Below are 23,441 nucleotides of genomic sequence, written 5' to 3'. Positions count from 1 at the left end.
TCAGTCGAGGTCCTCGAGCTTATCAGCGATATCCTCGACGTCGTCTTCGGCTTCGCCGGCGTCGACGACCGCCGCGGCGGCCGAGCCGACCTCGAGGCCGGCCGCGTGGCCGACATCGTCTTGGGTCTCGATGAAGACGACGGGAATACCCTTCTCGTCGGCGAGCTCGGGCAGATGCATGACGATCTCCTCGGGGGAGACATCCTCGGCGACGTAGACGAGCTCGGCGTTGCCGCGCTCGATCGCCTTCGTGGTTTCGTTCGTTCCTTTCTTTACGCGTCCGGTGTCTCGTGCGACCTCGAGCGCTTCGAGAGCGTCGTCGGCGAGGTCGGCTGGGATGTCGGTATTGACGTAGACTGACATTGGTTGTTCACCTCTCCTACACGTGGGCTCGCGCTCCCCTGCCGTCCGGGCACTGGGTACCCGTGCCGGACCGATTCCGGCGGAAGTCCTGTGAAGCTAGGAGCATCATCAACCCCGCGTAGGGTGTACACTCGAATAGCGCTGCCCCCCTTAAAAGCGTGTTCAAACGCACGAGGCCGTGGGATACCACCGCACGGCCCGATAGCAGTGATCTATCCCGAATAGTCAATTCTGTTTCATATGCTTCTCGATGCCCGCCTCCAATTCTCGTCGCAGCGTCTCGGCTTCGTCCTCGTCGTAGTCCGTGTGGTACTCCTTCGACACGCCCTCCCGTGCGAGGTTGTAGTGCAGGTCGGGCAAGATGTCGTGGTGATCGAGACACTGCTTTGCGCATTCCAGCGGGCAGCCGTCGATGACGACGATCTCCCGTCCGGACGTCGCGGTCTCGACCAGCGGCGCCACGTCGCCGCCGACGCCGGCGATACACGACATCTCTGCGATCCCGTCCCTGTCCAGCGAGACGGCCAGATCGTTCGCCATCTGCGCTGCGCTCGAGCAGCCCGAACAGGAGTACACCAGCGGGCGGTCGTCGGCTGCGTCGGTCATACCGAAATCCCCGCTCGAGATCCCGATAACGGTACTCCCGTACATGTGCGCTCGACGCGGGGATCGGCCGGGATTCCGTCGCCCCCAGAACGTTCCGGAGCCTATTACTCTCGCGGAGCCCACGTCGGCGCATGGACGTCGATGCGGCCGCCCTCGCCGAATCGCTCCGCGAGGAAGCCGAGCGAGCGAACGAGCGACGGCTGTTGGTGCTCGCGGGCGACCACGAGCGGGGGTACGACGCCCTCGAGTCGATCCTCGAGGCGCTTCCGGTCCCGATCACCGGAACGACGCTCGTCGGCCCCGACGACCGGCTCCGCTGTGAACGGCTCCGGCAGGTCAACGCGGACGACCTCCTCGGGACGACGCGGGACGTTATCGCGGTCGACGCCCACGCGGAACTCCAGCCGAACGCGCTCGGGAAAGTCGCCGGAGCGGTCGACGGCGGCGGCCTCCTGATCCTGCTGACGCCGCCGCTCGAGGCGTGGCCGGAGCGCCGCGGCGAGTTCGACGCGTCGCTGGCCGTCCCGCCGTTCGAACTGGACGCGGTCACCGGCCGGTTCAGACGCCGCCTCGTCGAGACGCTGCGAGCCCACCGCGGGATCGCGATCGTCGATCTCGACCGCGATCGACTTGAGGCCGACGGGCTGACCGATCCGGCTCCCCGACTGGCGACGGCAGCGCCGGCCCCTCCACCGGATCACCGGTTTCCCGCCGCTGCTTACGAGGCCTGCCTGACGGCCGATCAGGCCGACGCCGTCGCCGCCTTCGAGTCGCTGCTCGAGGACGGACAGGCCGTCGTCCTCGAGGCCGACCGCGGCCGGGGCAAGTCGAGCGCCGCGGGGCTGGCCGCGGGGGCGTTCGCCGCCGATGGCGAGGACGTGCTCGTGACCGCCCCCGCCGCGCGGAACGCCGCGGAACTGTTCGACCGGGCGGCGGAACTCTGTGCGACGCTCGCGGACGACTCCGATCGCGGCCACACCGTCGAATCTCACCGGATCGAGACGGCCGCCGGCGGCTCCGTTCGATTTCTCGAGCCCAGCGCGGCCGTCGACGACCTCGAGTCGGCGGACATCGTCATCGTCGACGAGGCCGCCGCGCTCCCGGTCGCGACGCTCGACTCGCTGCTCGCCGCCGGCCGGGTCGCGTTCGCGACGACGATCCACGGCTACGAGGGTGCTGGGCGGGGCTTTTCGGTCCGGTTCCGGGACCACCTCGCCGAGAGCGACCGCGCGGTGACCGACTGCACGCTCGTCGAGCCCATCCGGTACGCGGCGGGAGACCCCGTCGAGGTGTGGGCCTTCCGCGCACTGCTGCTCGACGCGCGTCCCCCGGTCGACCCGCTTGTGGCCGACGCCACACCCGAGTCGGTCGACTACCGGCGGCTCGAGCCCGACGACCTCCTCGCCGACGACCGCCTGCTGCGGGAGGCCTTCGGGCTGCTCGTCCTCGCACACTACCGGACCGAACCCAACGACCTCGCGCGGCTGCTCGACGCGCCCAACCTCGAGGCGCGGGCGCTCCTCTCCGAGGGCCACGTCGTCAGCGTCGCCCTGCTCGCACGCGAGGGGAACCTGCCGGCGGAAACCCGATCGATGATGTACGAGGGCGGCCGGGTGCGGGGCAACATGCTGCCGGACGTGCTGACGAGCCAACTGCGAGACGAGGCGGCCGGCGAGCCGGCCGGCCTCCGGGTCGTCCGCATCGCGACCCACCACGCGGCCCGCTCGCGGGGGCTGGGCTCGCGCCTGCTCGAGCACATCGGTGAGGAGTTCGCCACCGGGAGCGACGCCGGTGACGAATCCGGTGCCATCGACTGGCTCGGCACCGGCTTCGGCGCGACGCCCGGCTTGCTTGCGTTCTGGCGCGAGAACGGCTACCGGACGGTCTTCGTCTCGACGACCCGCAACGACGCCAGCGGCGAGTACTCCGCGCTCATGCTCGCGCCGACGAGCGACGCGGGACGGGCACTCCACGACCGCCACGCCGACCGGTTCGTCCGCCGGTTCGCCGCCCTCTGTTCGGACCCGCTCGACGACCTCGAGCCGGACGTGGCTCGAGCGGTGCTCCGGAGCGTCGACGCCGACGCCGGACCCCCGCTCGCGTTGGCCGACCACGAGTGGGACCTCGTCGCGAGCGCGGCCTACGGCCCGGGACTGTTCGCCGTCGATCCCGGTCCGTTCAGGGACCTCGTCGTCCGCTATCTCGTCGACAACCCCACTGATATCGACCTGAGCGGCCGCGAGGAACGCTTACTCGTCCGCCGCGTGCTGCAGGGTCGGGACGTGGAAACCGTCGCTGACCGCCTCGGCTATCACTCCTCGAGCCAGTGTCTGCGAGCGCTCGGCGACGCCTTCCGCCCGCTCGTCGATCTGTACGGGACGGACGCGGCGCTCGAGGTTCGGGACCGGTTCGTCGACGAGTGATCAGCGGGCCTGCGTCCAAATCGAAATAAATGCGGCTCCGCACACCGAACTTAGAACAGTCGCCGAAGCACTCCTTCCGGAGCCAGATCCAGGAACCACGCGATCAGCCGCCACCGCCGCGTCACGTAGACGTGGCTCCGCTCCTTCCGGATCGCTCGAGCGATCTGGGCCGCCGCCATTTCGGGTGAACACTCCCAGAAGCCGCCCAGCGAGAGGTCGGTGTCGACGAAGCCGGGTTCGATGGTCGTGATCGTCACGTTCGCATCGCGGTCGGCCTGCCGGTCGCGCAGCCCCTCGAGATACGTCGAGACGTAGGCTTTCGACGCGCTGTAGGCCTGCGTCCCGCCGCTCCCGAAGTGAGCGGCGACCGAGGAGATCCCGACGAGGTGGCCGTCGGCCTCGCTCGCGTGGTCGGGCGTCTCCTCGAAGTACTCCATCGCGGCCGTTGCCATGGCGGTGAACCCGCGGACGTTGACGTCGACAGTCTGCCGTTCGGCCTCCCACTCGAGGTCGTGATTGACCGGTGCGACGCCGGCGCTGATGACGACGAGGTCGACCGACGGCATCGCCTCGGCGAGTTCGAAAAACCCCCGCCGGGCGTCCTCGGTCGCGGAGATATCCATCGTCGCGACGTACGATTTGGTCGGCAGTTCCGCCCCGATCCGTCGCATGCGCTCCGTCCGACGGGCGGCCAGCCCGATCTCGTAACCGTCGGCCGCGAGCCGCCGGGCCAGCGCTTCGCCGATGCCCGACGACGCGCCGACGATGATCGCGCCGCGCTGTTGTGTCATGATCACACGTTCGAAGCCGGCAACGTAACGCTACTGAAGGCGGTAGGCCTTTGCCGCGGTCCGTCGTCGAGGGCGTATGGTCGATGCGGTCACCATCCTCGCAGTCGCGTTGCTCGTCGGCGGCGTCGTCGGCACGGTCGTCCCGCTGGTCCCCGGCGGTCTCCTCTCGCTCGCGGGCCTCGGCGTCTACTGGTGGGGCTCCGGCTTCTCCGACCCCGGAACGATCACGCTCGCGGTCCTCGCCCTCCTCGGTGTCTTGACCGTCGTCGTCGAACTCTTCGGCGGCTCGATCGCCGCTCGAGCCGGCGGTGCCTCGTGGGTGACGAGTGCCGCCGCGGCCGTCGTCGGCATCCTCCTGATGGTCGTCACCGGCCCGGTCGGGCTGCTCGTCGGACTCTTCGGGACCGTCTTCGTCCTCGAGTTCGTCCGCAACGGGGAACTCGAGGGAAGCACGCGCTCTGCCGTCTACACGACCGCGGGCGTCCTCGCGTCCACGGCGGTACAGGTCCTGTTGACGGTGTCGATCCTGCTCGGCTTCCTCGTCGCGGTCGTCCTGTTCTGAGCCGCGGCGCAACGACTGTATCCGTGGGTCTCGTTCGCACGCCTATGGAGTGTTCCGAAGGCGACTGCGAACGTCCCGCCGCAGTCGAGTTACACGTCCCGTGGGACGAGAACCGGCTCGTCTGCGCCGCTCACGCTCGCGTGCTGGGAAGGCGGGACGGCGTGGTCGCCGACCCGCTCCCGGACCGAGGCGACGAGTTACTCGAGTGACCGACTCGAGCGCAACGAGCGGTCTCGCTTCGGGTTCGGTTGCCGGAGCACGGCCGTCGCCGTAGCCGGCGAGTCAACGGACCGGAAAGACAGTATTTCGCGTCTATCGCCGTTTCTGACGCTTTTCTCGTACGGAACTGTTATGCACGAATCTCCCGGTGGTACGGTCGAAACCCCATGACAAGCCATCGCCGACAGATTCTCCGGCGGACGGCGCTGCTCGGTTCGGGACTGTTCGGAACCGCGTCCGGAACCGCCGTAGCGGCCGCCAGTGAAACCGACGACGGACGTATCGAGGGAACGATAACCCATTTCGGCACTCCGGTGGACGAGGCGACGGTGACCGCCGATGACGGGACCGAAACCACGACCGACGAAACGGGTTCGTACACGCTGTCCCTCGAGCCCGGCAAGTACACCCTCATGGTCACCGCCCCCGGATACACACCGGTTTCGACCACTATCAACGCCGCGAACGACGAAACCCGTACGAGGGAGTTCGCCCTCGAGCGTGAGTGGGGACCGGGCACCGGCGAACTCGAGGTGTACGCGACCCCGGTCGGTGGCGGCAGCACGATCCCGTGTGAGATCACGGTCTTCGGTGACGACCGGTACGACGTCACCGCATCGCGCGGCTCGATCCCCGACGGCGATCGCTGGGGGAGCGGCTTCGACGTGAGCGAGGGCTGGTGGGAGATCTTAGTCACGGACGCCGAGGGATACAGTGACGGCTATCAGGAAGTGCGCGTCGAGGACGGCGAGACCGCATTCGGCTGGGTCCAACTCGAGGCGGGCGACGACGAGATTTCAGAAACGGGGCGGATCGAGGGGCGCGTCGTTGACCCGAACGGAACCGCCGTCACCGACGCGACGGTCCGGACCGGCGGCGCACGGGTATCGGTCGACGGCGAGGGCGAGTTCGATCTCGAACTCGAGCACGGCCAGCACTCTCTCGTGATCGATGCAGTCGGATATCAGCGAGTCACAGGCGACGTACAGGTCAAATTCGGCCGGACGACGGAGCTGAACGTTACGGTCCGGCCGAGCGCCCCGGGAAACGGCTCAGAGCGGGCGTGATGGTCCGATAGCGTAGTCGATCGGACTCGCGTCAGGGATGCGCGTAATAGACGACCGTCTCCCCGTCCTCGTCGTCGCTGTCGGCTTCGTGGCGGTCGATCCGGGCGAAGCCGACGCGCTCGAACTGCACCATCTCGTCGGGCTCGAGGTCGCCGACTCCGGGTTCGGCGTGTCCTCGCACGTCGCCGTCCATCGTCCGCATGCGGACGGGGACGCTCTCGTCGGCGGGGACCCAGTGGACGACGTCGACGCCGCCCTCGCGGACCGCGTCGATGTCGTCGTCCGTGTACCGGAGGACGCCGTCGTTGAAGCGGAAACAGCCGAATCCCTTCAGCCAGATGCGCTGGTCCCCGTCTTCACTCTCGTCGGGAATGTCGGCTACCTCGAGCATGACGGAGTCGCTGACGGGAATCTCCCGAACGCCGCGGCCCTCGTGGTTGGGGTGCAGCGGCGGGGTCGCTTCGGCGGGTGGCTCCCCGGCGAGGGGGATCTGGTTGCCGTCGCGAACGAGGAATCGGCGGTCGGTTTCGTCGTCGATCAGGTCGCGGTTGTTCGCGTAGATCGAACTCATCGCGAGGTCGACGTCGGTGGTCGAGGTGCCGAGGCCGGTCATCGCCTCGACGATGGCCTCGCCGCGGATGCCCCGTCGGCGCAGGCTCTTCAGCGTCGGCGCTCGCGGGTCGTCCCAGCCGTCGAGTTTCCCCTCGTCGATCAGCGCCGAGATGGTCGACGTGCTCACCTTGACATCGTAGTCATCGAGTTGGACGTGCCCCCAGTGGATGACCTCGGGATACTCCCAGTCGAAGTAGTCGTAGACGAACTGCTGGCGTTTGGCCGAATCCTGCAGGTCGATCCCGCGGATGATGTGCGTGACCTCGAGCAGGTGGTCGTCGACGCCGGACTGGAAGTCGAGCATCGGCCAGCAGCGGTACTCGCTGGCCTCCTCGCGGGGGTGGGGCGTATCGATCATCCGGAACGCGACCCAGTCGCGCAGGGCGGGATTCTTGTGTTCGATGTCCGTTTTCACGCGGAGGACCATGTCGCCGCTGCTGTACTCGCCGTCGATCATGGCCTCGAACTCCTCGAGAACCGTCTCCGAATCCTTGTCGCGGTGGGGACAGGCCTCGCCGGAATTCTTCAGCTCCGAAAACTCCTCGCCCGAACACGAGCAGGTGTAAGCGCCGCCCATCTCGATGAGGTCGCGGGCGTGGTCGTAGTAGGTCTCGAGTCGGTCGCTCGCCTTGTACGTCGCGTCGGGTTCGAAGCCGAGGTAGTCCAGATCGTCGAGGATCGCATCGTAGGCCTCGAGATCGGGGCGCTTGGTTTCGGGGTCGGTGTCGTCGAACCGCACACAGAACCAGCCGTCGTAGCGCTCGCGGTAGGTGCCGATGACGGCGGGCATCCGGGCGTGACCGACGTGCCACGGGCCGTTCGGGTTCGGCGCACACCGCATCCGGATCTCGTCGTAGTCGTCGGCGTTCGGCAGGTCCGGCAGGTCGTGTTCGTCCTCCTCGTCTTCGGCCTCGATCTCCGCGAGTTCCTCGGGTGCGAGTTCCTCGAGACGCTCGCGTTTGGCCTCGTAGTCGAGGTCGTTGACCCGTCCGACGACGCCGCCGGCGATGCCCGGAATCTCGTCGCCGTGCTCGCGAAAGTCGGGATTGTCGCCCATCAGCGGCCCCATGATCGCGCCGACATCGGCGTCGCTCTCGTGTTTGACGGCGTTTAACAGCGCGTGCTTCTCGGCCTCGCGCTCGATGCGCTCGCGTAACTCGTCGTTCATTACCTCGGGATAGTCGCGCCCGGCCCAAAACCCTCGCGATTCGCCGTGTCGTCCGGTCCGAAGACCGCGGGCCTCAGTTTCGGTCTCAGTCCTCGAGGTCTTCGGCGTACACTCTCGAGTTGAGGACGTTGCTCATGAGGATCATCGCGGCCGTGTCCGCGGCGGACATTCCACCCTCGGTCTCGTTTGCGCTCGCGTTGTTGGTCGTGCCGTCGTCAGCGCTTGTGTTACCGCTCTCGGTTTCGTTATTGCCAGACCCGTCGTCACCCTCGATTCCGTCACTCGACCCGCCGTCGTCGCTACTGCTCTCGTTGCCGCCGTCCTCGCCGCCGTCGACGGCCGCGTTGTACCGCTCGCACCACTCGGTCTTGACGCCCCAGCCGTGTGCCTGCCCCTCGAACGGGTTCGCCACCTCCGCGTAGAGCATGTCGATCCCCGCGTCGTTTTTCACGAGGTTCTCGTTGTAGACGGTCGTGATGACCTCGAGTTCGGTCGTCGACTCCGATTCGGTCGCGGCGTTCGACTCGTAGACCAGTACCAGATCGGAGCCGTCCTTTCGGAGCGATTGGACCGAGAGATCGTTTCGTTCGACGAGTGCGTAGAACTCGCCGGGCGTTCCCTCCCGGGGCTCGCTCGGCTCGACTGGTTCGATTTCGTTCTCGTCCGATCCGGTCGTCCCGAGCAGCGAGCCGACACAGCCGGCGGTCGCGGCCGTACCGACGGCCACAGCCGTGCCGAGAAATCGCCGCCGGGAGGAGCCGGATGGTCCGTGCGGGGAGTCGTCAGTCATACTCACCGCTCGGGGAGGTACCTGCAAAAAGACCCGGACGATATCGAACGGTGAGTTCGGCCGGCAGACGGGTCTGTGTCTCTCGAGCAGCGCACGACTGTCAGAACTCGCGAACCGAGGCGAGAAGAGCCGCCCCGAGCGATCGTCGCTTCAGTAGCCCCGTTGGATCAGGTAGTCCGCGATCTCACAGAGCAGGTCGCGGGCCTCGTTGTCCGGCAGCACCTCGAGTCGGTTCTTCCCCTGCTCGACCAGATCCTGGGCCGTTTCGTTGGCGTAGGAGATCGAGCCGGCCTCCTCGAGTTCGGTGACGGCGTCGTCGATCTCGGCCTCGGTGACCGCATCGACGTCGTCGGTGTCGACCAGATTGTCGACGTCGACGCCCTGCTCGCGGGCGTGGACGGTGATCAGCGTCTGCTTGTTCTCGACGAGGTCGCTCCCGCGCTGTTTGCCGAGTTGCTCGCTGGGAACGGTCAGATCGAGGACGTCGTCCTGAATCTGGAACGCGCGGCCGATGTCGAGCCCGTAGCCGTAGAGCGCGTCGATCGTCTCCTCGTCGGCTCCCAGCAAAATCGCCGGGAGCGACGCCGAGGCAGCGTACAGCACGGCCGTCTTCTGCTCGACCATCTCGAGGTATTCGTCCGGCGAGACATCGATACGCTCCTCGAACGTGACGTCGAGTGACTGACCCTCGCAGATCTTCGTGCAGGTGGTCGCGAGCACCTCAAGGGCTTCGACGATGCGATCGGGATCCGCACCCGTCTCGAGCATGATCTCGAAGGCCTTCGAGTAGAGCGTATCGCCCGCGAGAATGGCCGTCTCGAGGTCGTACTCCTTGTGAACGGCCGGAACACCGCGCCGGAGGTCGTCGTCGTCCATGATGTCGTCGTGGATCAGGGTAAACGACTGGATGACCTCGACGCTGACCGCGGCGGCCATCACGTCCACCGCGTGGCCCTTCTGCAGCGAGGTGAACGACCGGTACTCGCCCGACAGCGGCTCGGTATCGGTCAGTGCCTCCGCGGTCGTCAGGAGCACCGCCGGCCGCAGCCGCTTGCCGCCGGCGTCCAGCAGGTATCTGGAAGCCTCGTAGAGTCGTTCGGGCCGCTGGATCGGTAGCTCCTCGGGAATCGCTTCGTTGACCTGCTCGCGGCGCTGCCGGATCGCCTCGAGCACCGCCTCTTCGCGTGCCTCGGGACTCGTCATATCAGTCGACTAATTGGATGAGGTTCCCGTTGCGCGTCACGTGGAGGTCTCGTCCCATCTTGTAGCCCTCGCTCTCACAGAGGTTGACGTAACTGGAGTAGCCGCTCATGTCCTGGTGGGCCGGGATGATGTTCTCGGGCTGGAGCGCGTCGAGCATCTCGTAGTGGCCCTCCTGATTGAGGTGGCCGGAGACGTGGATGTCGTCGTAGACCCGTGCGCCCTGCATGCCGAGCAGTTTCTCGGCCTGATAGCGCTGGCCCTCGTTGGTCGGTTCCGGAATGACGCGAGCGGAGAAGACGACCTTGTCGCCTTCCTCGAGTTCGTACGGCGTCTCGCCGCGGGCCATCCGTGTGAGCATCGCGCGGGGTTCGCCCTGATGACCGGTGACGATCGGCAGGTAGTTCTCTTTCCCCTCGTTCATGATCCGCTTGAACGTGCGGTCGACGGACTTGCGGTGGCCGAACATCCCCAGATCGGAGGGGAAGTCGACGAAGTCGAGCCGTTCGGCGGTCCCGGAGTACTTCTCCATCGAGCGGCCGAGCAAGACCGGCTGGCGGCCGATATCGTCGGCGAATTCGACGAGGCTCTTCACGCGAGCGATGTGACTCGAGAAGGTGGTCGCGACGATGCCGCCGTCGTAGTCCTCGATGCTGTAGAGGACGTCGCGGAGGTGTTCGCGAGCGACCGTCTCGGAGGGCGTCCGGCCCTTCTTGTTCGCGTTGGTACAGTCCTCGATGTAACAGAGGACGCCCTCGCGACCGATCTCGCGGAACCGCTCCATATCGATCGGGTCGCCGATGACGGGCGTATGGTCCATCCGTTTGTCCAGCCCGTAGACGACCGCACCCTCGGGCGTGTGGAGGACCGGGTTGATCGCGTCGATGATCGAGTGGGTGACGTTGACGAACTCGAGGTCGACCTCGCCGGAGTCGCCGATCGCCATCGTCTCGCCGGCTTCCATCTTGACGAGATCGTTCTCGACGCCGAACTTCTGCTCACCCTCGATCTGCTGTTTGACCAGTTCGATCGTAAACGGTGTCGCGACGATCGGTGCGTTGTACCGGTGGGCCAGCTTCGAGATAGCACCGATGTGGTCGAGGTGGCCGTGAGTCGGCACGATGGCTTTCACGTCGCCCTCGAGGTCGCTCATGACCCGGTCGTCGGGGATAGCGCCCATGTCGATCAGGTCGAGGCTGTGCATCCGTTCGGTTTCGACGTTATCGTGGATCAGGACCTGCGAGAGGTTCAGACCCATGTCGAAGATGACGACGTCGTCGCCGGCGCGGACGGCAGTCATCTGCCGTCCGACTTCTTCGTAGCCGCCAATGGTTGCGATTTCGATTTCCATGGTTCGTAGCACTGAAAGCCGCTCTATGGACTCTCATCGAAACGGTCCGCGGACGCCCGGTCGTGTACGGCCCCGGCGTCTTGCAGCGCGTCGGCCATCCCGCTATGCGCTCGGTGCGACGGCGGTTCCGTCTTCGATAGCTCGCGACATCGCAAGCCCCGAACGCACTTGCCCGCGGGTTTCGCTACTGGCACATACACGCCCGGGTGTTAAAAACGCAGTGGGTTAGCTCGTCACCCGTGACGCCGCCCGTATCGTCGGTTTACGGCACCTCAGCGGGAACCTGTCCGGATCCTTCGAACACCGCAATCCATTTGCCGATCGCTCCGAAACCGGTTGCCACTATCATGCTTCCGGAGGGATCGTCGTGTACGTAATCATCGTCGGAGCCGGCGAGGTCGGCCGGTCGATCGCCGCCAATCTGGAGGACGGCCACAACGTGGCCGTCATCGATCAGGATGCCGATCTCGTCGAAGAACTCACCTACTCGCTGGACGTGCTCACGATCCGCGGCGACGGAACTGACCTCGAGACGCTGCGCGAGGCCGGCCTCAAGCAAGCGGATCTCGTCATCGCCTGTACGGACAACGACGAGACGAACGCGGTCGTCTGCGGCGCGGCGAAGGCGACGAGCGAGGTGTTTACCATCGCGCGGGTCCGCCGCCGCACGCTGCTCGAGACGTGGCAGGGGTCACAGGGAGCCTTCGGCGTCGACTTCATGGTCTGTACGGACCTGCTGACCGCGCAGGCGATCTTCCGGATTTCCGGCCTCCCGAGCGCACACGACGTGGACACGTTCGCCGGCGGCCTCGTCCGCATGGCCGAGTTCGACATTCCGACGAACAGCCCGATCGCGGACCGGACCGTCAGCGAGGCCGACTGCTACGATTCGCTCACGTTTGCCGCCATCTTCCGGGACGACGAGATGGTCGTCACCAGAGGCGACACGGTCATTCGGGGCGGGGACCGGGTCGTCGTCATCGGCAGTCCGGAGTCGATCAACGAGTTCGCCGACGAGGTCGCCCGAACGCCGGACGAGGCCGAGGAGGTCGTCATCGTCGGTGCCAGCGAGGTCGGTTTCCAGACCGCCCGCGAGTTCGAGGACCACGGGTTCCGTCCGCGGCTGATCGAACGGGATCCCGAACGGGCCCGCGAGGTCGCCGAAGCGCTCCCGAATACGATGGTCATGGAGAGCGACGCGACCAACTCCGAGTTCCTCGCCCGCGAACACGTCGGCGAGGCCGACGTCGTGATCGCCGCCCTCGACAGCGACGAGAAGAACCTACTCGTCTCCCTGCTCGCCGACCGGCTCGGCGTCGATCGGACCGTCGCTATCATCGAGAATCCCGAGTACGCCGACCTCTTCGAGACGGTCGGCATCGACGTCGCGATCAATCCCCGCGAGGAGACCGCCGAGGAGATCGTCCGCTTTACCCGGACCGATAACACCGAGAAGGTCGCGATGCTCGAGCACGACCTCGCGGAGGTCATCGAGATCGAGATCGGGGAAGAGAGCGTCCTCGTCGGCCGGAACATCGCCGCCGCGACGAACGACCTCCCCGACGGCGTCGTCATCGGTGCGATCTCCCGGGGCGGCGAACACATCACGCCGCGCGGATCGACGGTCGTCCAGCCCGGCGACCACGTCATCGTCTTCGTCGACGCGGCGGCACTCGACGAGGTCGTCGAACTGATTTAGGACTCCTGTCTTCGTCTACTCTCGATATGCGCAGTCGATCACCGCCGGATAGCTGGTAGACGGATCTGGTTTCGGCCAGTATTCGCGACTCGAGATCGCGACCGCTCGAGTCCTGACCCTGATCTCGATCACACTTCCCGTCGCGGCCTCGCCGATTCAGTGGCGAATGCCGCGGTAGAGAACGTACGCGACGAAGAACACGACGTAGGCGGCGGCGAGCCCCGTCGTCACGACCGACCGACCGACGAGCGCGATCACGAGTATCAGGAGCGGGCCGACGAGCAGGAGCGAATCGAAGATCCGGTCTTCGGCTCCCGACTCGAGGAGCTCGCCGACGATCGGCAACTCGTTAATCCGCATTAGTAGAGCCCTCCGCGGCGGAAGCCGGCTCGTAGCAGCACCAAGACGGGAATGATCTCGAGGCGGCCGATCCACATGTTAAAGAGGAACATGATCTTGCCGAGCGTCGGCAGCGATTCGGGGCCGGTGATCCCCGCGGAGAGGCCGACGTTCCCCTGTGCGCTCGCGACTTCGAAGAGCACGTTCTCGAGCGTGTACTCGCCCTGCGGGAGCAACAGCAGAAGCACGAACGTGCCGATTCCGAGGAAGATCAACCAGAGCGCGGTGATGATCGCCGCTTCCTCGAACTCCTGGCGCATCTCCTGTTCGTTGAGGCGGCGGCCGTTGATCCGCAGTCGGCGAACGGCCGTCTCCGGATAGAAGACGTCCGAGATACGGAATCGGATGCCCTTCAGCAGCGTGAGCGCCCGGATCAGCTTGATCCCGCCGACCGTCGACCCGGCCGCGCCCCCGATGAGCATCCCGAAGGAGACGGTGAGCTGGGCTTGGGTCGGCCAGCGTCCGAGCGCCACGTTGGTCGCGTCGACGGCGGTCTGGAAGCCGGCACAGGTCGCCGCCGAGATGAACTGGAACGAGCCGTACCGGAACGCCGTAAACAGGGAGTCGTACGTGTCGCCGACGTACACTAACGCGGTGAGCAGGGCCGTTCCGATCCCCATGTAGATGAACACCCAGCGGGTCTGAAGGTCGGCGTAGAGGTTCCGCAGGTCGCCCCGCAGGATGAGGTAGTGGACCGGGAACGCGATGCTGCCGAGCAGCATGATCGGCAGCAGCGCGAAGTCGATGGCGGCGCTGTCGTAGGTAGCGATCGAGTTGTCGGTGATCGAGAAGCCGCCGGTCGCGAGGCCGGTCATGCCGTGGTTGATCGCGCCCCAGATCGGCATCCCGACGACCCAGAGCAGCAGGATCGAGACGAACGTAAAGAGGATGAAGATCCACCAGATCGTCTGCACGGTCGAGACGATGCTCGGATGGATACGCTCCGAGCGGGCTTCGCTCTCGTAGAGGGTGAGAGAGCCGCTCCCGGGACGAGCGAGGATCGCCGTCGTCAGGACGATCACGCCGACGCCACCGACCCACTCGATGAACGAGCGCCACCACTGCAGCGTGCGGGGCAGGACCTCCTCGTTGTCGGTCATCGTCAGTCCGGTGCCCGTAAAGCCGCTCATGCTCTCGAACAGCGCGTTGAGGGGGTTCGTAAATGCCGCTAGCGTCGACGTCTGCGAGGGCTCGCCGAGGATCGGCGGCGCGAACTCGACCGTCCACGCGATGAGGACGAACGGAAGTGAGCCAAAGATTGCGACGCAGAACCATCCCAACGCGGCGATGATCATCCCGTGAAGCTTGCCGGGCTTGGTCGCCTTCCGGAACCGCGAACTCAGGGCGTAGCCGATCGCGAACGGAATCAACCCGGAGACGAGCAACGCCGGAATCGCGTAGTACTCGCCCCAGACGATCGGAATGAGGATCGAGACGAACAGGAGACCCGCGAGCGCCTGAAACATGCGCCCCAAGTCCCGGCCGATCGTTTCCACCGCCTCGTTCATGTCTCTCCCCTTGCACCCGCCGAACTTGCGTCTATACTGCGCTGACGATCACGTACTCGAGTCGGCGACCGTTCGCTCGAGGCCGTCCGTCGCGGTCGATCGGGACGGTACTCCCGCGCGCTCGTGTCCGTCATCATCGTAATCGGTCTTCGGGGTGGCCGAACACGTCGGTGAGTTCGGGATCGGCACCGAACGCCGAGTAGACGGTGAGCAAGTCGCCGGCCTGGACCGTCGTTTCTCCGCGCGGCGTGATCGGTTGGTCCTGTCCGTCGCGTTCGATCGCGACGATCAGGACGTCCTCGGAGAGGAGATCCTCGTCCGCCGCCTCGATGAGCGTCTTGCCGGCGATCGGCGCGTTTTCGGTGACCCGGATCTCGAACACCTCCGCCTGTTCGCCGATCTGCATGTAGTCGACGATCGCCGGGCGAGCGACCGCTCGGTAGAGGTATTCGGCGATGAGCTCTTGGGGGTTTTCCATCGTGTTGACGCCGATCTGGCGGAACACGTTCATGTGCTCGGGATCGTGAACGACCGAGACGATCGTGGGGACCTCGTGTTCCTGCCCGAGCAGGCAAACCATGATGTTTGTCGGGTCGCGGTCGGTCGTGCTGATCAGGGCGTCCGCTTTCTCGATTCCAGCGTCTAAAAGCGCGTCGTGGGCCGTTGCATCGTCGTTCAGGACCAGACAGTCGTACTCGCTGGCGACGCGATCCGCGCGTTCGGGGTCGTTCTCGATGACGACGACCTCGTTGCCCGACCGGGTCGCGATATCGATGAGCGGCATCCCGATATCGCCCGCACCAACGATGACGATATACATTATATCCGTCTTCTTGCGTGTCCGTTGAAAATATATCGCTTTACTGACCTCGAAGGGATCCGCGATCTCGAGCCCGAATCGGCCGAGCCGTCTCCGTCCCGGTACCGCGTAGGCCGCTATCGACGGGCCGACCCCGAGGTCACTTCCACGGCGGCGTCTGCCGTCGCCGCTTCGACCGCGCTTCGGATTCGGACAGAATCCGTTCGATCGCCCAGCCGACCCACAGGAAGACGACCGCCATGAAGACGACCATCTCGAGTCGGATGACGGACCCGTATCGCACCGCGAGGACGAGGGCCGTGATCGCCACCGCCGCGGCGACGACGCTGAACACGTCGTAAAACGAGTGGGGGTGACGAACGCTTGGTAATCGAACGCTCATGCGTGAATATACGCGCCGTTCGTATATAGCTCCTCGTCACAGATCGCAGACAGGATCTCCCCGCCGAATTGGTCGGATCGACGCCGCGAGTCGCGGTAACCCGGGGTCGACGACCGTCGCGGTGGCGGGTGCTTACGATGGATTAATAGGACCGAATCGAAATGCCGTTAGATATCGTGTCCAGACGTGACTGCGAAATAGGGGTGTTCCATGCGGCTCCGTACTGATTGGCGCGCCAGTCTGGCGCTCGTCGGAACCGTCCTCAAGTATCTCTCCGTCCCGCTGGTGATTCCGCTCGTCGTGGCGCTCATCTACGGCGAGCCCGTGTTCCCGTTCGTCGCGACGATCGCGCTGACGATCGCGGTCGGCTACGGCCTCGAGCGACTCAGCCCCGGGCCGGACCTGCAGGTCCGCGAGGCGATGTTGTTCGTGGCGATTTCGTGGCTGGCCGTCGCGATCGTCGGCGCGGTGCCCTACGTGCTCGCGGGCTGGGGGACCGAATCGACGCTCGCCCATCCCGTCAACGCCCTGTTCGAGTCGATGTCCGGGTTCACGACGACCGGGGCGACGGTGCTCGGCGAGATCTCGCTCGAGCGCCACTCCCACGCCGTGATGATGTGGCGACAGCTCACCCAGTGGCTCGGCGGGATGGGGATCATCGTATTGATGGTCGCGATCCTGCCGGAGATCGCCGTCAGCGGCGCACAGCTCGTCGAGTCGGAAGCGCCGGGGCCGGAGCTACAGAAGCTCACGCCGCGAATCGCCGAAACCGCGCGGATCCTCTGGCTCGTCTACTTCGCCTTTACCATCGTTTACATGGCCATTCTCTACGGGCTCCACCTGGCGGGGATGGCACCCGAAATGAACCTCTACAACGCCGTCGCCCACGGCTTTACGACGCTCCCGACGGGCGGGTTCTCACCGGAGGCCGACAGCGTCGCGGCGTTCTCCGCGATCGTGCAGTGGACCGCGATCCCGTTCATGATCATCGCGGGGACGAACTTCGCCCTGTTCTGGCACGTCTTCAGCGGGGAAGGTCACCGCTTCGTCCGCAACTCGGAGTTTCGCGCCTATATCGGCGCGATCGGTGCGCTGACCGTTCTCCTCGCAGGAATCCTCTATACCGGTGCCGCGCCGGCGCTCGGCGACCTCGGCGGCGTGACCGATGGGGTCCTCGAGAACTCGCTGCGACAGAGCGCCTTCCAGATCGCGTCGCTGCTGACCTCGACCGGCTACGCGACGAGCGACTTCGTCGACTGGAGTTCGACGGGCAAGATCGTCCTCCTCTTTGCCATGCTCGTCGGCGGCTGTGCCGGCTCGACCGGCGGCGGCGTCAAGGTCGTCCGGTGGCTGATCGTCTTCAAGGTGCTCCGCCGGGAGCTGTTTACCGCCTCCCATCCCGAGGTCGTCCGCCCGATTCGGCTCGCCGGCAACGTCGTCGACGAGGACGCCATCCGAGGCGTGCTCGGCTTTACCTTCATGTACCTCCTCATCTTCGCGATCGCGACGCTGCTCATCGCCCTCGACGCCAGCCGCGTCGCCGCCATCGACAACATAACGCCGCTCGAGGCGTTCAGCGCGAGTCTCGCGACGATCGGGAACATCGGCCCCGGATTCGGGTTCCTCGGTCCGTTCGGCAGTTATCTGGACTTCCCGATCCCCTCGAAGCTCCTGATGATCTTCCTGATGTGGATCGGCCGCCTCGAGATCATCCCGGTCCTCGTCATGTTCACGGGCGGGTTCTGGACCCGCTGAGCCGTCGTCGCGTTTCGAACGCCGCTAGTTCTCATCACGATCCACCAAAAGAGAGAGCAAACGACCGCGACGAGCTCAGTCGATCGTCGTCCCCGGATTCTCGCCCTCGAGGAACGAGGCGAGCGCCTCGAGCCCGAAGATCGACGCCGCGGCCTCGAGCTCGAGCAGCGTCCGCACCTTGCCGGCCATCCCGCCGGTCACGTCCGTCGCGTCGCTGGCCCCGAGGACGTCGGCGACGGTCTCGAAGTCGCCGATCCGGCCGATAACCGCGTCGTCGCCGTCCAACACGCCGGGAACGGTCGAGCAGAGGCCGACCCGGTCGGCCCCGAGGTCGCGAGCGAGGGCCGCGACCAGTTCGTCGCCGCTGATCACCGTCGCGCCCGCGCCGGCGTGGGCGATCACGTCGCCGTGGAGGACCGGGACGAACCCCTCGCCGAGCATCGTTTCGACCTGCCCCGTCGGGAGGTCGAGGTCCCCCGCCCGGTCGCGGTGGGCCGCCGAGAACGGATGGACCGGCACCGCGTCCACGTCGCGCTCGAGCAGGCGGCCCAAGACGAACTGGTTCAACGTCTTCATCGCGCCGTGGATGTCGAGGGCCGCGCTCGCATCGTGGGTTCCGTCAGTCGTGCTAACGCCGTGCTCGCTGGCGTTGTGGTGGCCGAAGCTCCCGCCGCCGTGGACGATCACGAGGTCCTCGAGGCCGGCGTCTATCGCCGCGGCGACCGCGTCGGCCGCTCGCTCGAGGGCTGCGCTGTCGAGGGTCTCCGGGCGGCCCTTTTCGGTGATGACGCTGCCGCCGAGTTTCAGGACGATCATTCGAGGCGCTTCACCCCTGTTTCGGCGAGTTCAGCGCGGAAGGCGTCCTCACAGCCCGGCGTAAACGAGAGGGCGGTTTCCGTCTCTTCGGTGGGGTCGAGCGCGACCATACAACCGCCGCCGCCGGCTCCGGTGAGCTTCGCGCCGTGGGCGCCCGCGTCGCGGGCCGCCCAGACCATCGTATCGAGCGACCGCGATGAGACCCCCAGCGCGGAGAGGAGGCCGTGATTGAAGTCCATCAGCCGCCCGATCTCCTCGACGTCGCCGTCGGCGAGCGCGTCCTCGCCGTTCCGGACCACGTCCCCGATCGCTTCGACCGTGTCGGCCGCGAAATCGTACTCCTCTCGCAGGGCGCGGACGCCTGCGACCAGCTGCCCGGTGTCCCCTGCACCGCCGTCGAATCCGATCACGATCGGCAGGTCCGGTGCCTCGAGCGAGCGGCAGTCGTCGCCCTCGACGCGGACCGCACCGCCAGTCGCCGAACAGAACGTGTCGGCCCGCGAGGCCTGTCCCTCCTGGACCTGTGACTCCGTCTGATAGGCTCGCTCGGCGAGTTTCTCGGGCTCGAGCGTGACGCCGAGTTCGCGGGTCGCGGCGTCGATGGCGGCGACGACGACCGCCGCCGAGGAGCCGAGCCCCGCACCAAGCGGGATGTCGCTCTCGATCGTGACGTCGAAGCCGGCGTCGTCCTCGCCGGTCACCGCGCGCACCTGCTCGATCGCGTCGTCGACGTACTGCGTCGCCGCCGTCACCAGCGACTCAGGCACGTCGACATCGGGGCGACTGTCCGCGGTCGCGCCGTACTCGACGGTAAACCCGTCGAGACTGAGATCCTCGGCGTTGACTCGGAGGCGACCGTCGTCCCGTCGGGTCGCCTCGACTCGTGCCCGTCGCTCGATCGCACACGGAACGGCGGGTTCGCCGTAAACCACCGCGTGCTCCCCGAACAGATACACCTTCCCGGGAGCGCTCGAGAGTGTCATGCCCGGCCGTTCGTCCGACGACGGTTAATAGCTATCTTTGTCGTCGCTGCCGCCCGGTGGTGATCCGTCGATCCGACGGCCCGTCGACTCCGTGCCGGCGGAGGCGGACTTATGTGCCTGCAGTCGAACCTCGGTCGTATGTCGCTCGTCTTGCCGAGTGAACTCGTCGTCGATCGGTTCCTGCCGACGGTACGGGCGATGCTGGCCACCCGGCTCGCCGACCGCGGACTGACCCAACGGGAGATCGCCGACGAACTCGGCGTGACCCAAGCCGCCGTCAGCAAGTACGTCGGCGGCGAAAGCGGCGGCGACGACCGCTTCCGGGACGACCCCGAAACCGTCGCGACCGTCGAACGCATCGCGGACGGCCTCGCGAGCGGCGAGCTGGACGGCTACGACGCGCTCGCCGAACTCCTCTCGCTCGTCCGCAGTCTCGAGGATCGGGGCCCGATCTGTGAACTCCACGAAGAAGAGATGCCCGAACTCCGCGGACTGGGCTGTGATTTGTGCGTTCGCGGGCTCGACCCCGACGTGCGGGCCGAACGGGACGTGCTCGCGAACGTCCGCACCGCCGCGCGAACCCTCGCTTCGATTCCCGGCATGGCCGACGTCGTTCCGAACGTCGGGACGAACGTCGGCATGTGCCTGCCCGATCCCCGCGACGAGACCGATGTCGCTGCGATCCCCGGTCGGATCTACGCCATGGGCGGACGGATCGAGATCCCGGCGAACCCCGAGTTCGGCGCGTCCAAACACGTCGCGACGGCGGTCATCGCCGCGACCGCCGTCGAATCCGAGGTTCGGGGTGCCATCAATATCGCTACCGACGACGACCTGCTCAAGGCTGCCCGAGAACACGGCATCGACCCGCTCGAGTTCGACGCCGACTACGAGGACCGCGGCGAACACCTCCGGAGTCGGTTCGCGGACCGCGGAACGGTCCCCCGCGTCGTCTACCACCGCGGCGCGTTCGGGATCGAACCCGCGACCTACGTCTTCGGCGCGACGGCCGCCGACGCCGCCGAACTGATCACGGACTTGCTCGAGACGGCCTCGTCGTAATCGGTTGCCGGTCCACGGCACTTGCGCTGTGCCCGCCACGACGCAAGCGGCGGCACGTCGGTACGAACGCTACGTCTCACGGCGGAGTCACCTGCGGAGGTCACACTCCGAACTGTCGCTCTCGCGTTCCCGCTCGAGGGTCCGATAGCCGGTAACCAGTCGGTCGGGAATCTCCTCGGCGTTCGCGTACAGGCTCTCGAGAACGACACTCACCTCCTCGAAATCGCGACCGCGGTAGGCGCACAATGGGTCGTTTTCCCACTGGACGAACCCCGCCTCTTCCAGTAGCGGGAGATGATGGTGGCATAATCGAAGCCGCAACTGTTCGAGCTCCGACGACCCGTTTTGGTTCGATGCGGCCTCCGGCAACCGGATGGACTCGCCGGCCGAGACCTCGATCAGTGCTTCGACGATCCGTCGTCGCGGTTCGGCCGACAGTGCAGTAAACACTCGATCCCACCGGCGAATCTGGTCTTCCGTGGTGTGTGACCGTGGGCCATCCATACCATCATTACTAATTCGCTATACGGTAAACGTTGTGGGAGGGTGTCACTGAACACGACTGCCGCTATTTTCGACCCAGAGGATCCATCCGTTCGAACTTCCGAACGCAGTCGCTATCAGACCGGCGGCAACGAGAAAACGAACAGTATCGATATCGAACGTGTTAGACGCCGCTCTCGAAGTCCTCGAGCGAGTAGGACGGCTCGGCACCGCGGCGATCGAGGACCTCGTTAGCGAGCAGCCAGTAGACGACCGAGAGGGCCTTGCGACCCTTGTTGTTCGTCGGGACGACGAGGTCGACGTTACTGACCTGGTTGTTCGAGTCACACATCGCGATGACCGGGATGCCGACCGTGATGGCCTCCTTGACGGCCTGGGCGTCGCCGATCGGGTCGGTGACGACCAGCACGTCCGGCTCGATGTAGCCGTCGTACTTCGGGTTCGTCAGCGTGCCCGGGATGAAGCGACCGGTGCGGGCGCGAGCGCCCACGGCCTCGGCGAACTTCTCCGCCGGGAACCGACCGTACTGGCGCGAGGACGTGACCAGAATCTGCTCGGGGTCGTAGTTCGCGAGGAAGTCCGCGGCCGTACGGATCCGGCCGTCGGTCTTCGAGACATCGAGGACGTAGAGCCCGTCGGTCCGGACGCGGTGGATGAACCGGTCCATGTCCTCGGTCTTCTGCTGGGTCCCGATATGGACGCCGGCGCCGAGGTAGTCCTCGACGGGGATCAGCAGGTCCGCCTCCTCGTCGGACATGACGTCGTCGTCGAGGGTCGGACCGGCATCCTCGGCCTCGGCGTCGTCGTCGGCTTGTTCTGCGTCGGCCGCGGGCGATCCCTCGGCGTCGGCGGGCTGTTCGTCTACTGGCTCGACGTCGTCGGCGTCGGCGGCGGGGCCAGCCCCTTCGGCTGGCTCCTCGTCGATCGCCTCCTCGGCGGCGTCGAGCCCTTCCTGGGTTGCGTCGTTCTCTGTCATGTCGCGTCGTCTGCGATTCGAATGAGCTCGTTGAGCTTTGCGGTTCGCTCGCCGCCGACGGCACCCGTCTTGATGAAGGGCGCGTCGGTCGCAACGGCGAGGTGTGCGATTGTCGCGTCTTCGGTCTCGCCCGACCGGTGGGAGACGACCGAGTCGTAGCCGTTCTCCGTCGCGAGTTCGATCGCGTCGAAGGCGTCGGTCAGCGTCCCGATCTGGTTCGGCTTGATCAGGATGCTGTTTGCCGCGCCGCGATCGATCCCCTCGACGAGCCGATCGGTGTTCGTGACGAACAGGTCGTCACCACAGATCAGCGTCTGGTCGCCGACTTCGTCCGTGAGGTCGGCGAAGGCGTCGTAATCGTCCTCGTCGAGGGGATCCTCGACGTAGACGAGATCGTACTCTTCGACCAGTTCGGCGATGTACTCGATCTGCTCGTCGGTGTCGCGGCTCCGGTCGCTGTACTCGTACGTTCCGGAGTCGGAATCGTACAGCTCCGCACCGGCGACATCCAGTCCGAAGCCGATGTTGAAGCCGACTTCCTCCTGAACCATCGAGACCGCCTCGGCGACGACTTCGAACGCCTCGCCGTCGTCGATCGATGGTGCCCACGCACCCTCGTCGCCCTTGCCACAGGGAACACCGCGTTCCTCGAGCAGGTCCGCGACGGCGGCGTGGACGGCCGCGTTCGCGAAGACGGCGTCCGCGACGCTGGGTGCACCGACGGGTGCGGCCAGGAACTCCTGGATGTCGGTCGCGTCGGCGGCGTGTTCGCCGCCGCCGACGACGTTACCGAGCGGAATCGGGAAGTTCTCGCCGCGGAACGTCCCGCCGAGATGCTGGAACAGCGGGGCACCGAGCACGTCGGCACCGGCCTTGGCGGCGGCCATCGAGATCGCGACCGCGCTGTTGGCACCGATCTCCGAGAAGTCGTCGGTGCCGTCGGCGGCGTGCAGTGCGGCGTCGACGTCGCGCTGGTTGCCCGCGTAGACCTCGCCGACGAGCCGGGGAACGGCGTGTTCCCGGGCCGCGGCGATCGCCTCGCCCGGCGGCCGCTCGACGGCCTCGTACTCGCCGGTACTGGCACCACTCGGTGCTGCAGCACGGCCGAAGCCGCCGCTCTCGGTCACGACATCGGCCTCGACCGTCGGATTTCCTCGCGAGTCGAGGATGCGACGCAGCCGGATGTCGGTGATGAGCGTCATTTCCTGTCGTACCCCCGTTTGACGGTAAACGGCAGCACGCCGGCGTCGTACTCCTCGGCGGCGATGAGGATCGGTTGGGTCTGCTCAGTCTCGGTCAGCACCGGCGCGCCGTAGGAAATCTGCAGCGCTCGAGCGCCGAGGATGCGTGCCTTCTCGTAGCGGTTGTGCTGTTGTTGTTGCATT

24 protein-coding genes are annotated in these 23,441 nt (G+C 66.2%); 7 read left to right on the top strand and 17 right to left on the bottom strand.

The window, feature by feature from the left end:
* The gene (gene rpl7ae, locus FEJ81_RS08785; RefSeq protein WP_138244935.1) at positions 1-363 is read right to left on the bottom strand and encodes a 50S ribosomal protein L7Ae; all 363 of its coding nucleotides are present in this window, start codon (positions 361-363) and stop codon (positions 1-3) included.
* A 225-nt stretch (positions 364-588) separates the two neighbouring features.
* Positions 589-969: a putative zinc-binding protein gene (locus tag FEJ81_RS08775; protein ID WP_138244934.1), complete on the bottom strand. Its 381-nt coding sequence runs from the start codon at positions 967-969 to the stop codon at positions 589-591.
* Positions 970-1,100: 131 nt separating this feature from the next.
* On the opposite strand from FEJ81_RS08775, the gene tmcA reads away from it, so the two are divergent.
* Positions 1,101-3,392 (top strand): tRNA(Met) cytidine acetyltransferase TmcA, encoded by a 2,292-nt coding sequence (gene tmcA, locus FEJ81_RS08770; protein ID WP_138244933.1) that lies wholly within the window; start codon positions 1,101-1,103, stop codon positions 3,390-3,392.
* Positions 3,393-3,442: 50 nt separating this feature from the next.
* Here the strand turns inward: tmcA and FEJ81_RS08765 are convergent, their stop codons facing one another.
* Entirely contained in the window at positions 3,443-4,183 is a 741-nt protein-coding gene (locus FEJ81_RS08765) for an SDR family NAD(P)-dependent oxidoreductase (RefSeq protein ID WP_138244932.1), read from the bottom strand.
* A gap of 76 nt (positions 4,184-4,259) precedes the next feature.
* On the opposite strand from FEJ81_RS08765, the gene FEJ81_RS08760 reads away from it, so the two are divergent.
* The 3 genes from FEJ81_RS08760 (at position 4,260) to FEJ81_RS08755 (ending at position 6,031) form a co-directional block, all read left to right on the top strand.
* Complete coding sequence (locus FEJ81_RS08760) at positions 4,260-4,745, top strand: DUF456 domain-containing protein (protein ID WP_138244931.1); 486 nt, start codon at positions 4,260-4,262, stop codon at positions 4,743-4,745.
* A gap of 44 nt (positions 4,746-4,789) precedes the next feature.
* The gene (locus FEJ81_RS23140; protein ID WP_175416385.1) at positions 4,790-4,954 is read left to right on the top strand and encodes a hypothetical protein; all 165 of its coding nucleotides are present in this window, start codon (positions 4,790-4,792) and stop codon (positions 4,952-4,954) included.
* 177 nt (positions 4,955-5,131) lie between these two features.
* Positions 5,132-6,031, top strand: a complete 900-nt coding sequence (locus FEJ81_RS08755) for a carboxypeptidase-like regulatory domain-containing protein (protein ID WP_138244930.1) — start codon at positions 5,132-5,134, stop codon at positions 6,029-6,031.
* Between the two features lie 31 nt (positions 6,032-6,062).
* Here the strand turns inward: FEJ81_RS08755 and FEJ81_RS08750 are convergent, their stop codons facing one another.
* The 4 genes from FEJ81_RS08750 to FEJ81_RS08735 all read right to left on the bottom strand — a co-directional run bounded on the left by FEJ81_RS08750 (position 6,063) and on the right by FEJ81_RS08735 (position 11,152).
* On the bottom strand, positions 6,063-7,811 hold the full coding sequence (locus FEJ81_RS08750; RefSeq protein ID WP_138244929.1) for a glutamate--tRNA ligase: 1,749 nt from the start codon (positions 7,809-7,811) through the stop codon (positions 6,063-6,065).
* An 85-nt stretch (positions 7,812-7,896) separates the two neighbouring features.
* Positions 7,897-8,601 (bottom strand): hypothetical protein, encoded by a 705-nt coding sequence (locus tag FEJ81_RS08745; protein ID WP_138244928.1) that lies wholly within the window; start codon positions 8,599-8,601, stop codon positions 7,897-7,899.
* Between the two features lie 150 nt (positions 8,602-8,751).
* Entirely contained in the window at positions 8,752-9,804 is a 1,053-nt protein-coding gene (idsA3, locus tag FEJ81_RS08740) for a geranylfarnesyl diphosphate synthase (protein ID WP_138244927.1), read from the bottom strand.
* A 1-nt stretch (position 9,805) separates the two neighbouring features.
* On the bottom strand, positions 9,806-11,152 hold the full coding sequence (locus FEJ81_RS08735; protein ID WP_138244926.1) for a ribonuclease J: 1,347 nt from the start codon (positions 11,150-11,152) through the stop codon (positions 9,806-9,808).
* 367 nt (positions 11,153-11,519) lie between these two features.
* Between FEJ81_RS08735 and trkA the strand changes: the two genes are divergently transcribed.
* A complete protein-coding gene (gene trkA / locus FEJ81_RS08730; RefSeq protein WP_138244925.1) occupies positions 11,520-12,851 on the top strand; it encodes a Trk system potassium transporter TrkA in 1,332 nt (443 codons plus the stop codon).
* A 156-nt stretch (positions 12,852-13,007) separates the two neighbouring features.
* On the opposite strand, the gene FEJ81_RS08725 is transcribed toward trkA, so the two are convergent.
* From FEJ81_RS08725 to FEJ81_RS08710, 4 genes are all read right to left on the bottom strand, one after another.
* The gene (locus FEJ81_RS08725) at positions 13,008-13,211 is read right to left on the bottom strand and encodes a hypothetical protein (protein WP_138244924.1); all 204 of its coding nucleotides are present in this window, start codon (positions 13,209-13,211) and stop codon (positions 13,008-13,010) included.
* Complete coding sequence (locus FEJ81_RS08720) at positions 13,211-14,758, bottom strand: TrkH family potassium uptake protein (protein ID WP_138244923.1); 1,548 nt, start codon at positions 14,756-14,758, stop codon at positions 13,211-13,213. Before FEJ81_RS08720 ends, FEJ81_RS08725 begins: the two co-directional genes overlap by 1 nt.
* Before the next feature lie 133 nt (positions 14,759-14,891).
* A complete protein-coding gene (locus tag FEJ81_RS08715; protein ID WP_138244922.1) occupies positions 14,892-15,578 on the bottom strand; it encodes a potassium channel family protein in 687 nt (228 codons plus the stop codon).
* 139 nt (positions 15,579-15,717) lie between these two features.
* Positions 15,718-15,960 (bottom strand): hypothetical protein, encoded by a 243-nt coding sequence (locus FEJ81_RS08710; protein ID WP_138244921.1) that lies wholly within the window; start codon positions 15,958-15,960, stop codon positions 15,718-15,720.
* Between the two features lie 210 nt (positions 15,961-16,170).
* Between FEJ81_RS08710 and FEJ81_RS08705 the strand changes: the two genes are divergently transcribed.
* Complete coding sequence (locus FEJ81_RS08705) at positions 16,171-17,715, top strand: TrkH family potassium uptake protein (RefSeq protein ID WP_138244920.1); 1,545 nt, start codon at positions 16,171-16,173, stop codon at positions 17,713-17,715.
* Between the two features lie 75 nt (positions 17,716-17,790).
* On the opposite strand, the gene FEJ81_RS08700 is transcribed toward FEJ81_RS08705, so the two are convergent.
* Together FEJ81_RS08700 and mvk are read right to left on the bottom strand one after the other, a co-directional pair.
* On the bottom strand, positions 17,791-18,531 hold the full coding sequence (locus tag FEJ81_RS08700) for an isopentenyl phosphate kinase (protein ID WP_138244919.1): 741 nt from the start codon (positions 18,529-18,531) through the stop codon (positions 17,791-17,793).
* Positions 18,528-19,514, bottom strand: a complete 987-nt coding sequence (mvk, locus tag FEJ81_RS08695) for a mevalonate kinase (RefSeq protein ID WP_138244918.1) — start codon at positions 19,512-19,514, stop codon at positions 18,528-18,530. The genes FEJ81_RS08700 and mvk overlap by 4 nt, the downstream gene beginning before the upstream one ends.
* A gap of 138 nt (positions 19,515-19,652) precedes the next feature.
* Here mvk and FEJ81_RS08690 point away from each other — a divergent pair, with 138 nt between their 5' ends.
* On the top strand, positions 19,653-20,576 hold the full coding sequence (locus tag FEJ81_RS08690) for a thiamine-phosphate synthase family protein (protein ID WP_138244917.1): 924 nt from the start codon (positions 19,653-19,655) through the stop codon (positions 20,574-20,576).
* 87 nt (positions 20,577-20,663) lie between these two features.
* Here the strand turns inward: FEJ81_RS08690 and FEJ81_RS08685 are convergent, their stop codons facing one another.
* From FEJ81_RS08685 to FEJ81_RS08670, 4 genes are all read right to left on the bottom strand, one after another.
* Positions 20,664-21,080, bottom strand: coding sequence for a hypothetical protein (locus FEJ81_RS08685; protein ID WP_138244916.1), 417 nt, complete (start codon positions 21,078-21,080; stop codon positions 20,664-20,666).
* Positions 21,081-21,243: 163 nt separating this feature from the next.
* The gene (gene rpsB, locus FEJ81_RS08680) at positions 21,244-22,056 is read right to left on the bottom strand and encodes a 30S ribosomal protein S2 (protein WP_138244915.1); all 813 of its coding nucleotides are present in this window, start codon (positions 22,054-22,056) and stop codon (positions 21,244-21,246) included.
* Entirely contained in the window at positions 22,053-23,258 is a 1,206-nt protein-coding gene (gene eno, locus FEJ81_RS08675) for a phosphopyruvate hydratase (protein ID WP_138244914.1), read from the bottom strand. Before eno ends, rpsB begins: the two co-directional genes overlap by 4 nt.
* Positions 23,255-23,440: a DNA-directed RNA polymerase subunit K gene (locus tag FEJ81_RS08670; RefSeq protein ID WP_006432492.1), complete on the bottom strand. Its 186-nt coding sequence runs from the start codon at positions 23,438-23,440 to the stop codon at positions 23,255-23,257. The genes eno and FEJ81_RS08670 overlap by 4 nt, the downstream gene beginning before the upstream one ends.
* Between the last annotated feature and the right edge of the window lies 1 nt (position 23,441).

The organism is Natrinema versiforme (assembly GCF_005576615.1).
In the GTDB taxonomy this organism is placed as follows: domain Archaea; phylum Halobacteriota; class Halobacteria; order Halobacteriales; family Natrialbaceae; genus Natrinema; species Natrinema versiforme_A.
The sequence above is the reverse complement of the archived record's forward strand: the minus strand, read 5'-3'. Positions and strand labels throughout refer to the sequence as shown.

Coding starts and splice junctions, on each gene's coding strand:
- rpl7ae (WP_138244935.1), bottom strand. CDS start 363: ATGTCAGTCTACGTCAATACCGACATCCCAGCCGACCTCGCCGACGAC.
- FEJ81_RS08775 (WP_138244934.1), bottom strand. CDS start 969: ATGACCGACGCAGCCGACGACCGCCCGCTGGTGTACTCCTGTTCGGGC.
- tmcA (WP_138244933.1), top strand. CDS start 1,101: ATGGACGTCGATGCGGCCGCCCTCGCCGAATCGCTCCGCGAGGAAGCC.
- FEJ81_RS08765 (WP_138244932.1), bottom strand. CDS start 4,183: ATGACACAACAGCGCGGCGCGATCATCGTCGGCGCGTCGTCGGGCATC.
- FEJ81_RS08760 (WP_138244931.1), top strand. CDS start 4,260: ATGGTCGATGCGGTCACCATCCTCGCAGTCGCGTTGCTCGTCGGCGGC.
- FEJ81_RS23140 (WP_175416385.1), top strand. CDS start 4,790: ATGGAGTGTTCCGAAGGCGACTGCGAACGTCCCGCCGCAGTCGAGTTA.
- FEJ81_RS08755 (WP_138244930.1), top strand. CDS start 5,132: ATGACAAGCCATCGCCGACAGATTCTCCGGCGGACGGCGCTGCTCGGT.
- FEJ81_RS08750 (WP_138244929.1), bottom strand. CDS start 7,811: ATGAACGACGAGTTACGCGAGCGCATCGAGCGCGAGGCCGAGAAGCAC.
- FEJ81_RS08745 (WP_138244928.1), bottom strand. CDS start 8,601: ATGACTGACGACTCCCCGCACGGACCATCCGGCTCCTCCCGGCGGCGA.
- idsA3 (WP_138244927.1), bottom strand. CDS start 9,804: ATGACGAGTCCCGAGGCACGCGAAGAGGCGGTGCTCGAGGCGATCCGG.
- FEJ81_RS08735 (WP_138244926.1), bottom strand. CDS start 11,152: ATGGAAATCGAAATCGCAACCATTGGCGGCTACGAAGAAGTCGGACGG.
- FEJ81_RS08725 (WP_138244924.1), bottom strand. CDS start 13,211: ATGCGGATTAACGAGTTGCCGATCGTCGGCGAGCTCCTCGAGTCGGGA.
- FEJ81_RS08720 (WP_138244923.1), bottom strand. CDS start 14,758: ATGAACGAGGCGGTGGAAACGATCGGCCGGGACTTGGGGCGCATGTTT.
- FEJ81_RS08715 (WP_138244922.1), bottom strand. CDS start 15,578: ATGTATATCGTCATCGTTGGTGCGGGCGATATCGGGATGCCGCTCATC.
- FEJ81_RS08710 (WP_138244921.1), bottom strand. CDS start 15,960: ATGAGCGTTCGATTACCAAGCGTTCGTCACCCCCACTCGTTTTACGAC.
- FEJ81_RS08705 (WP_138244920.1), top strand. CDS start 16,171: ATGCGGCTCCGTACTGATTGGCGCGCCAGTCTGGCGCTCGTCGGAACC.
- FEJ81_RS08700 (WP_138244919.1), bottom strand. CDS start 18,531: ATGATCGTCCTGAAACTCGGCGGCAGCGTCATCACCGAAAAGGGCCGC.
- mvk (WP_138244918.1), bottom strand. CDS start 19,514: ATGACACTCTCGAGCGCTCCCGGGAAGGTGTATCTGTTCGGGGAGCAC.
- FEJ81_RS08690 (WP_138244917.1), top strand. CDS start 19,653: ATGTCGCTCGTCTTGCCGAGTGAACTCGTCGTCGATCGGTTCCTGCCG.
- FEJ81_RS08685 (WP_138244916.1), bottom strand. CDS start 21,080: ATGGATGGCCCACGGTCACACACCACGGAAGACCAGATTCGCCGGTGG.
- rpsB (WP_138244915.1), bottom strand. CDS start 22,056: ATGACAGAGAACGACGCAACCCAGGAAGGGCTCGACGCCGCCGAGGAG.
- eno (WP_138244914.1), bottom strand. CDS start 23,258: ATGACGCTCATCACCGACATCCGGCTGCGTCGCATCCTCGACTCGCGA.
- FEJ81_RS08670 (WP_006432492.1), bottom strand. CDS start 23,440: ATGCAACAACAACAGCACAACCGCTACGAGAAGGCACGCATCCTCGGC.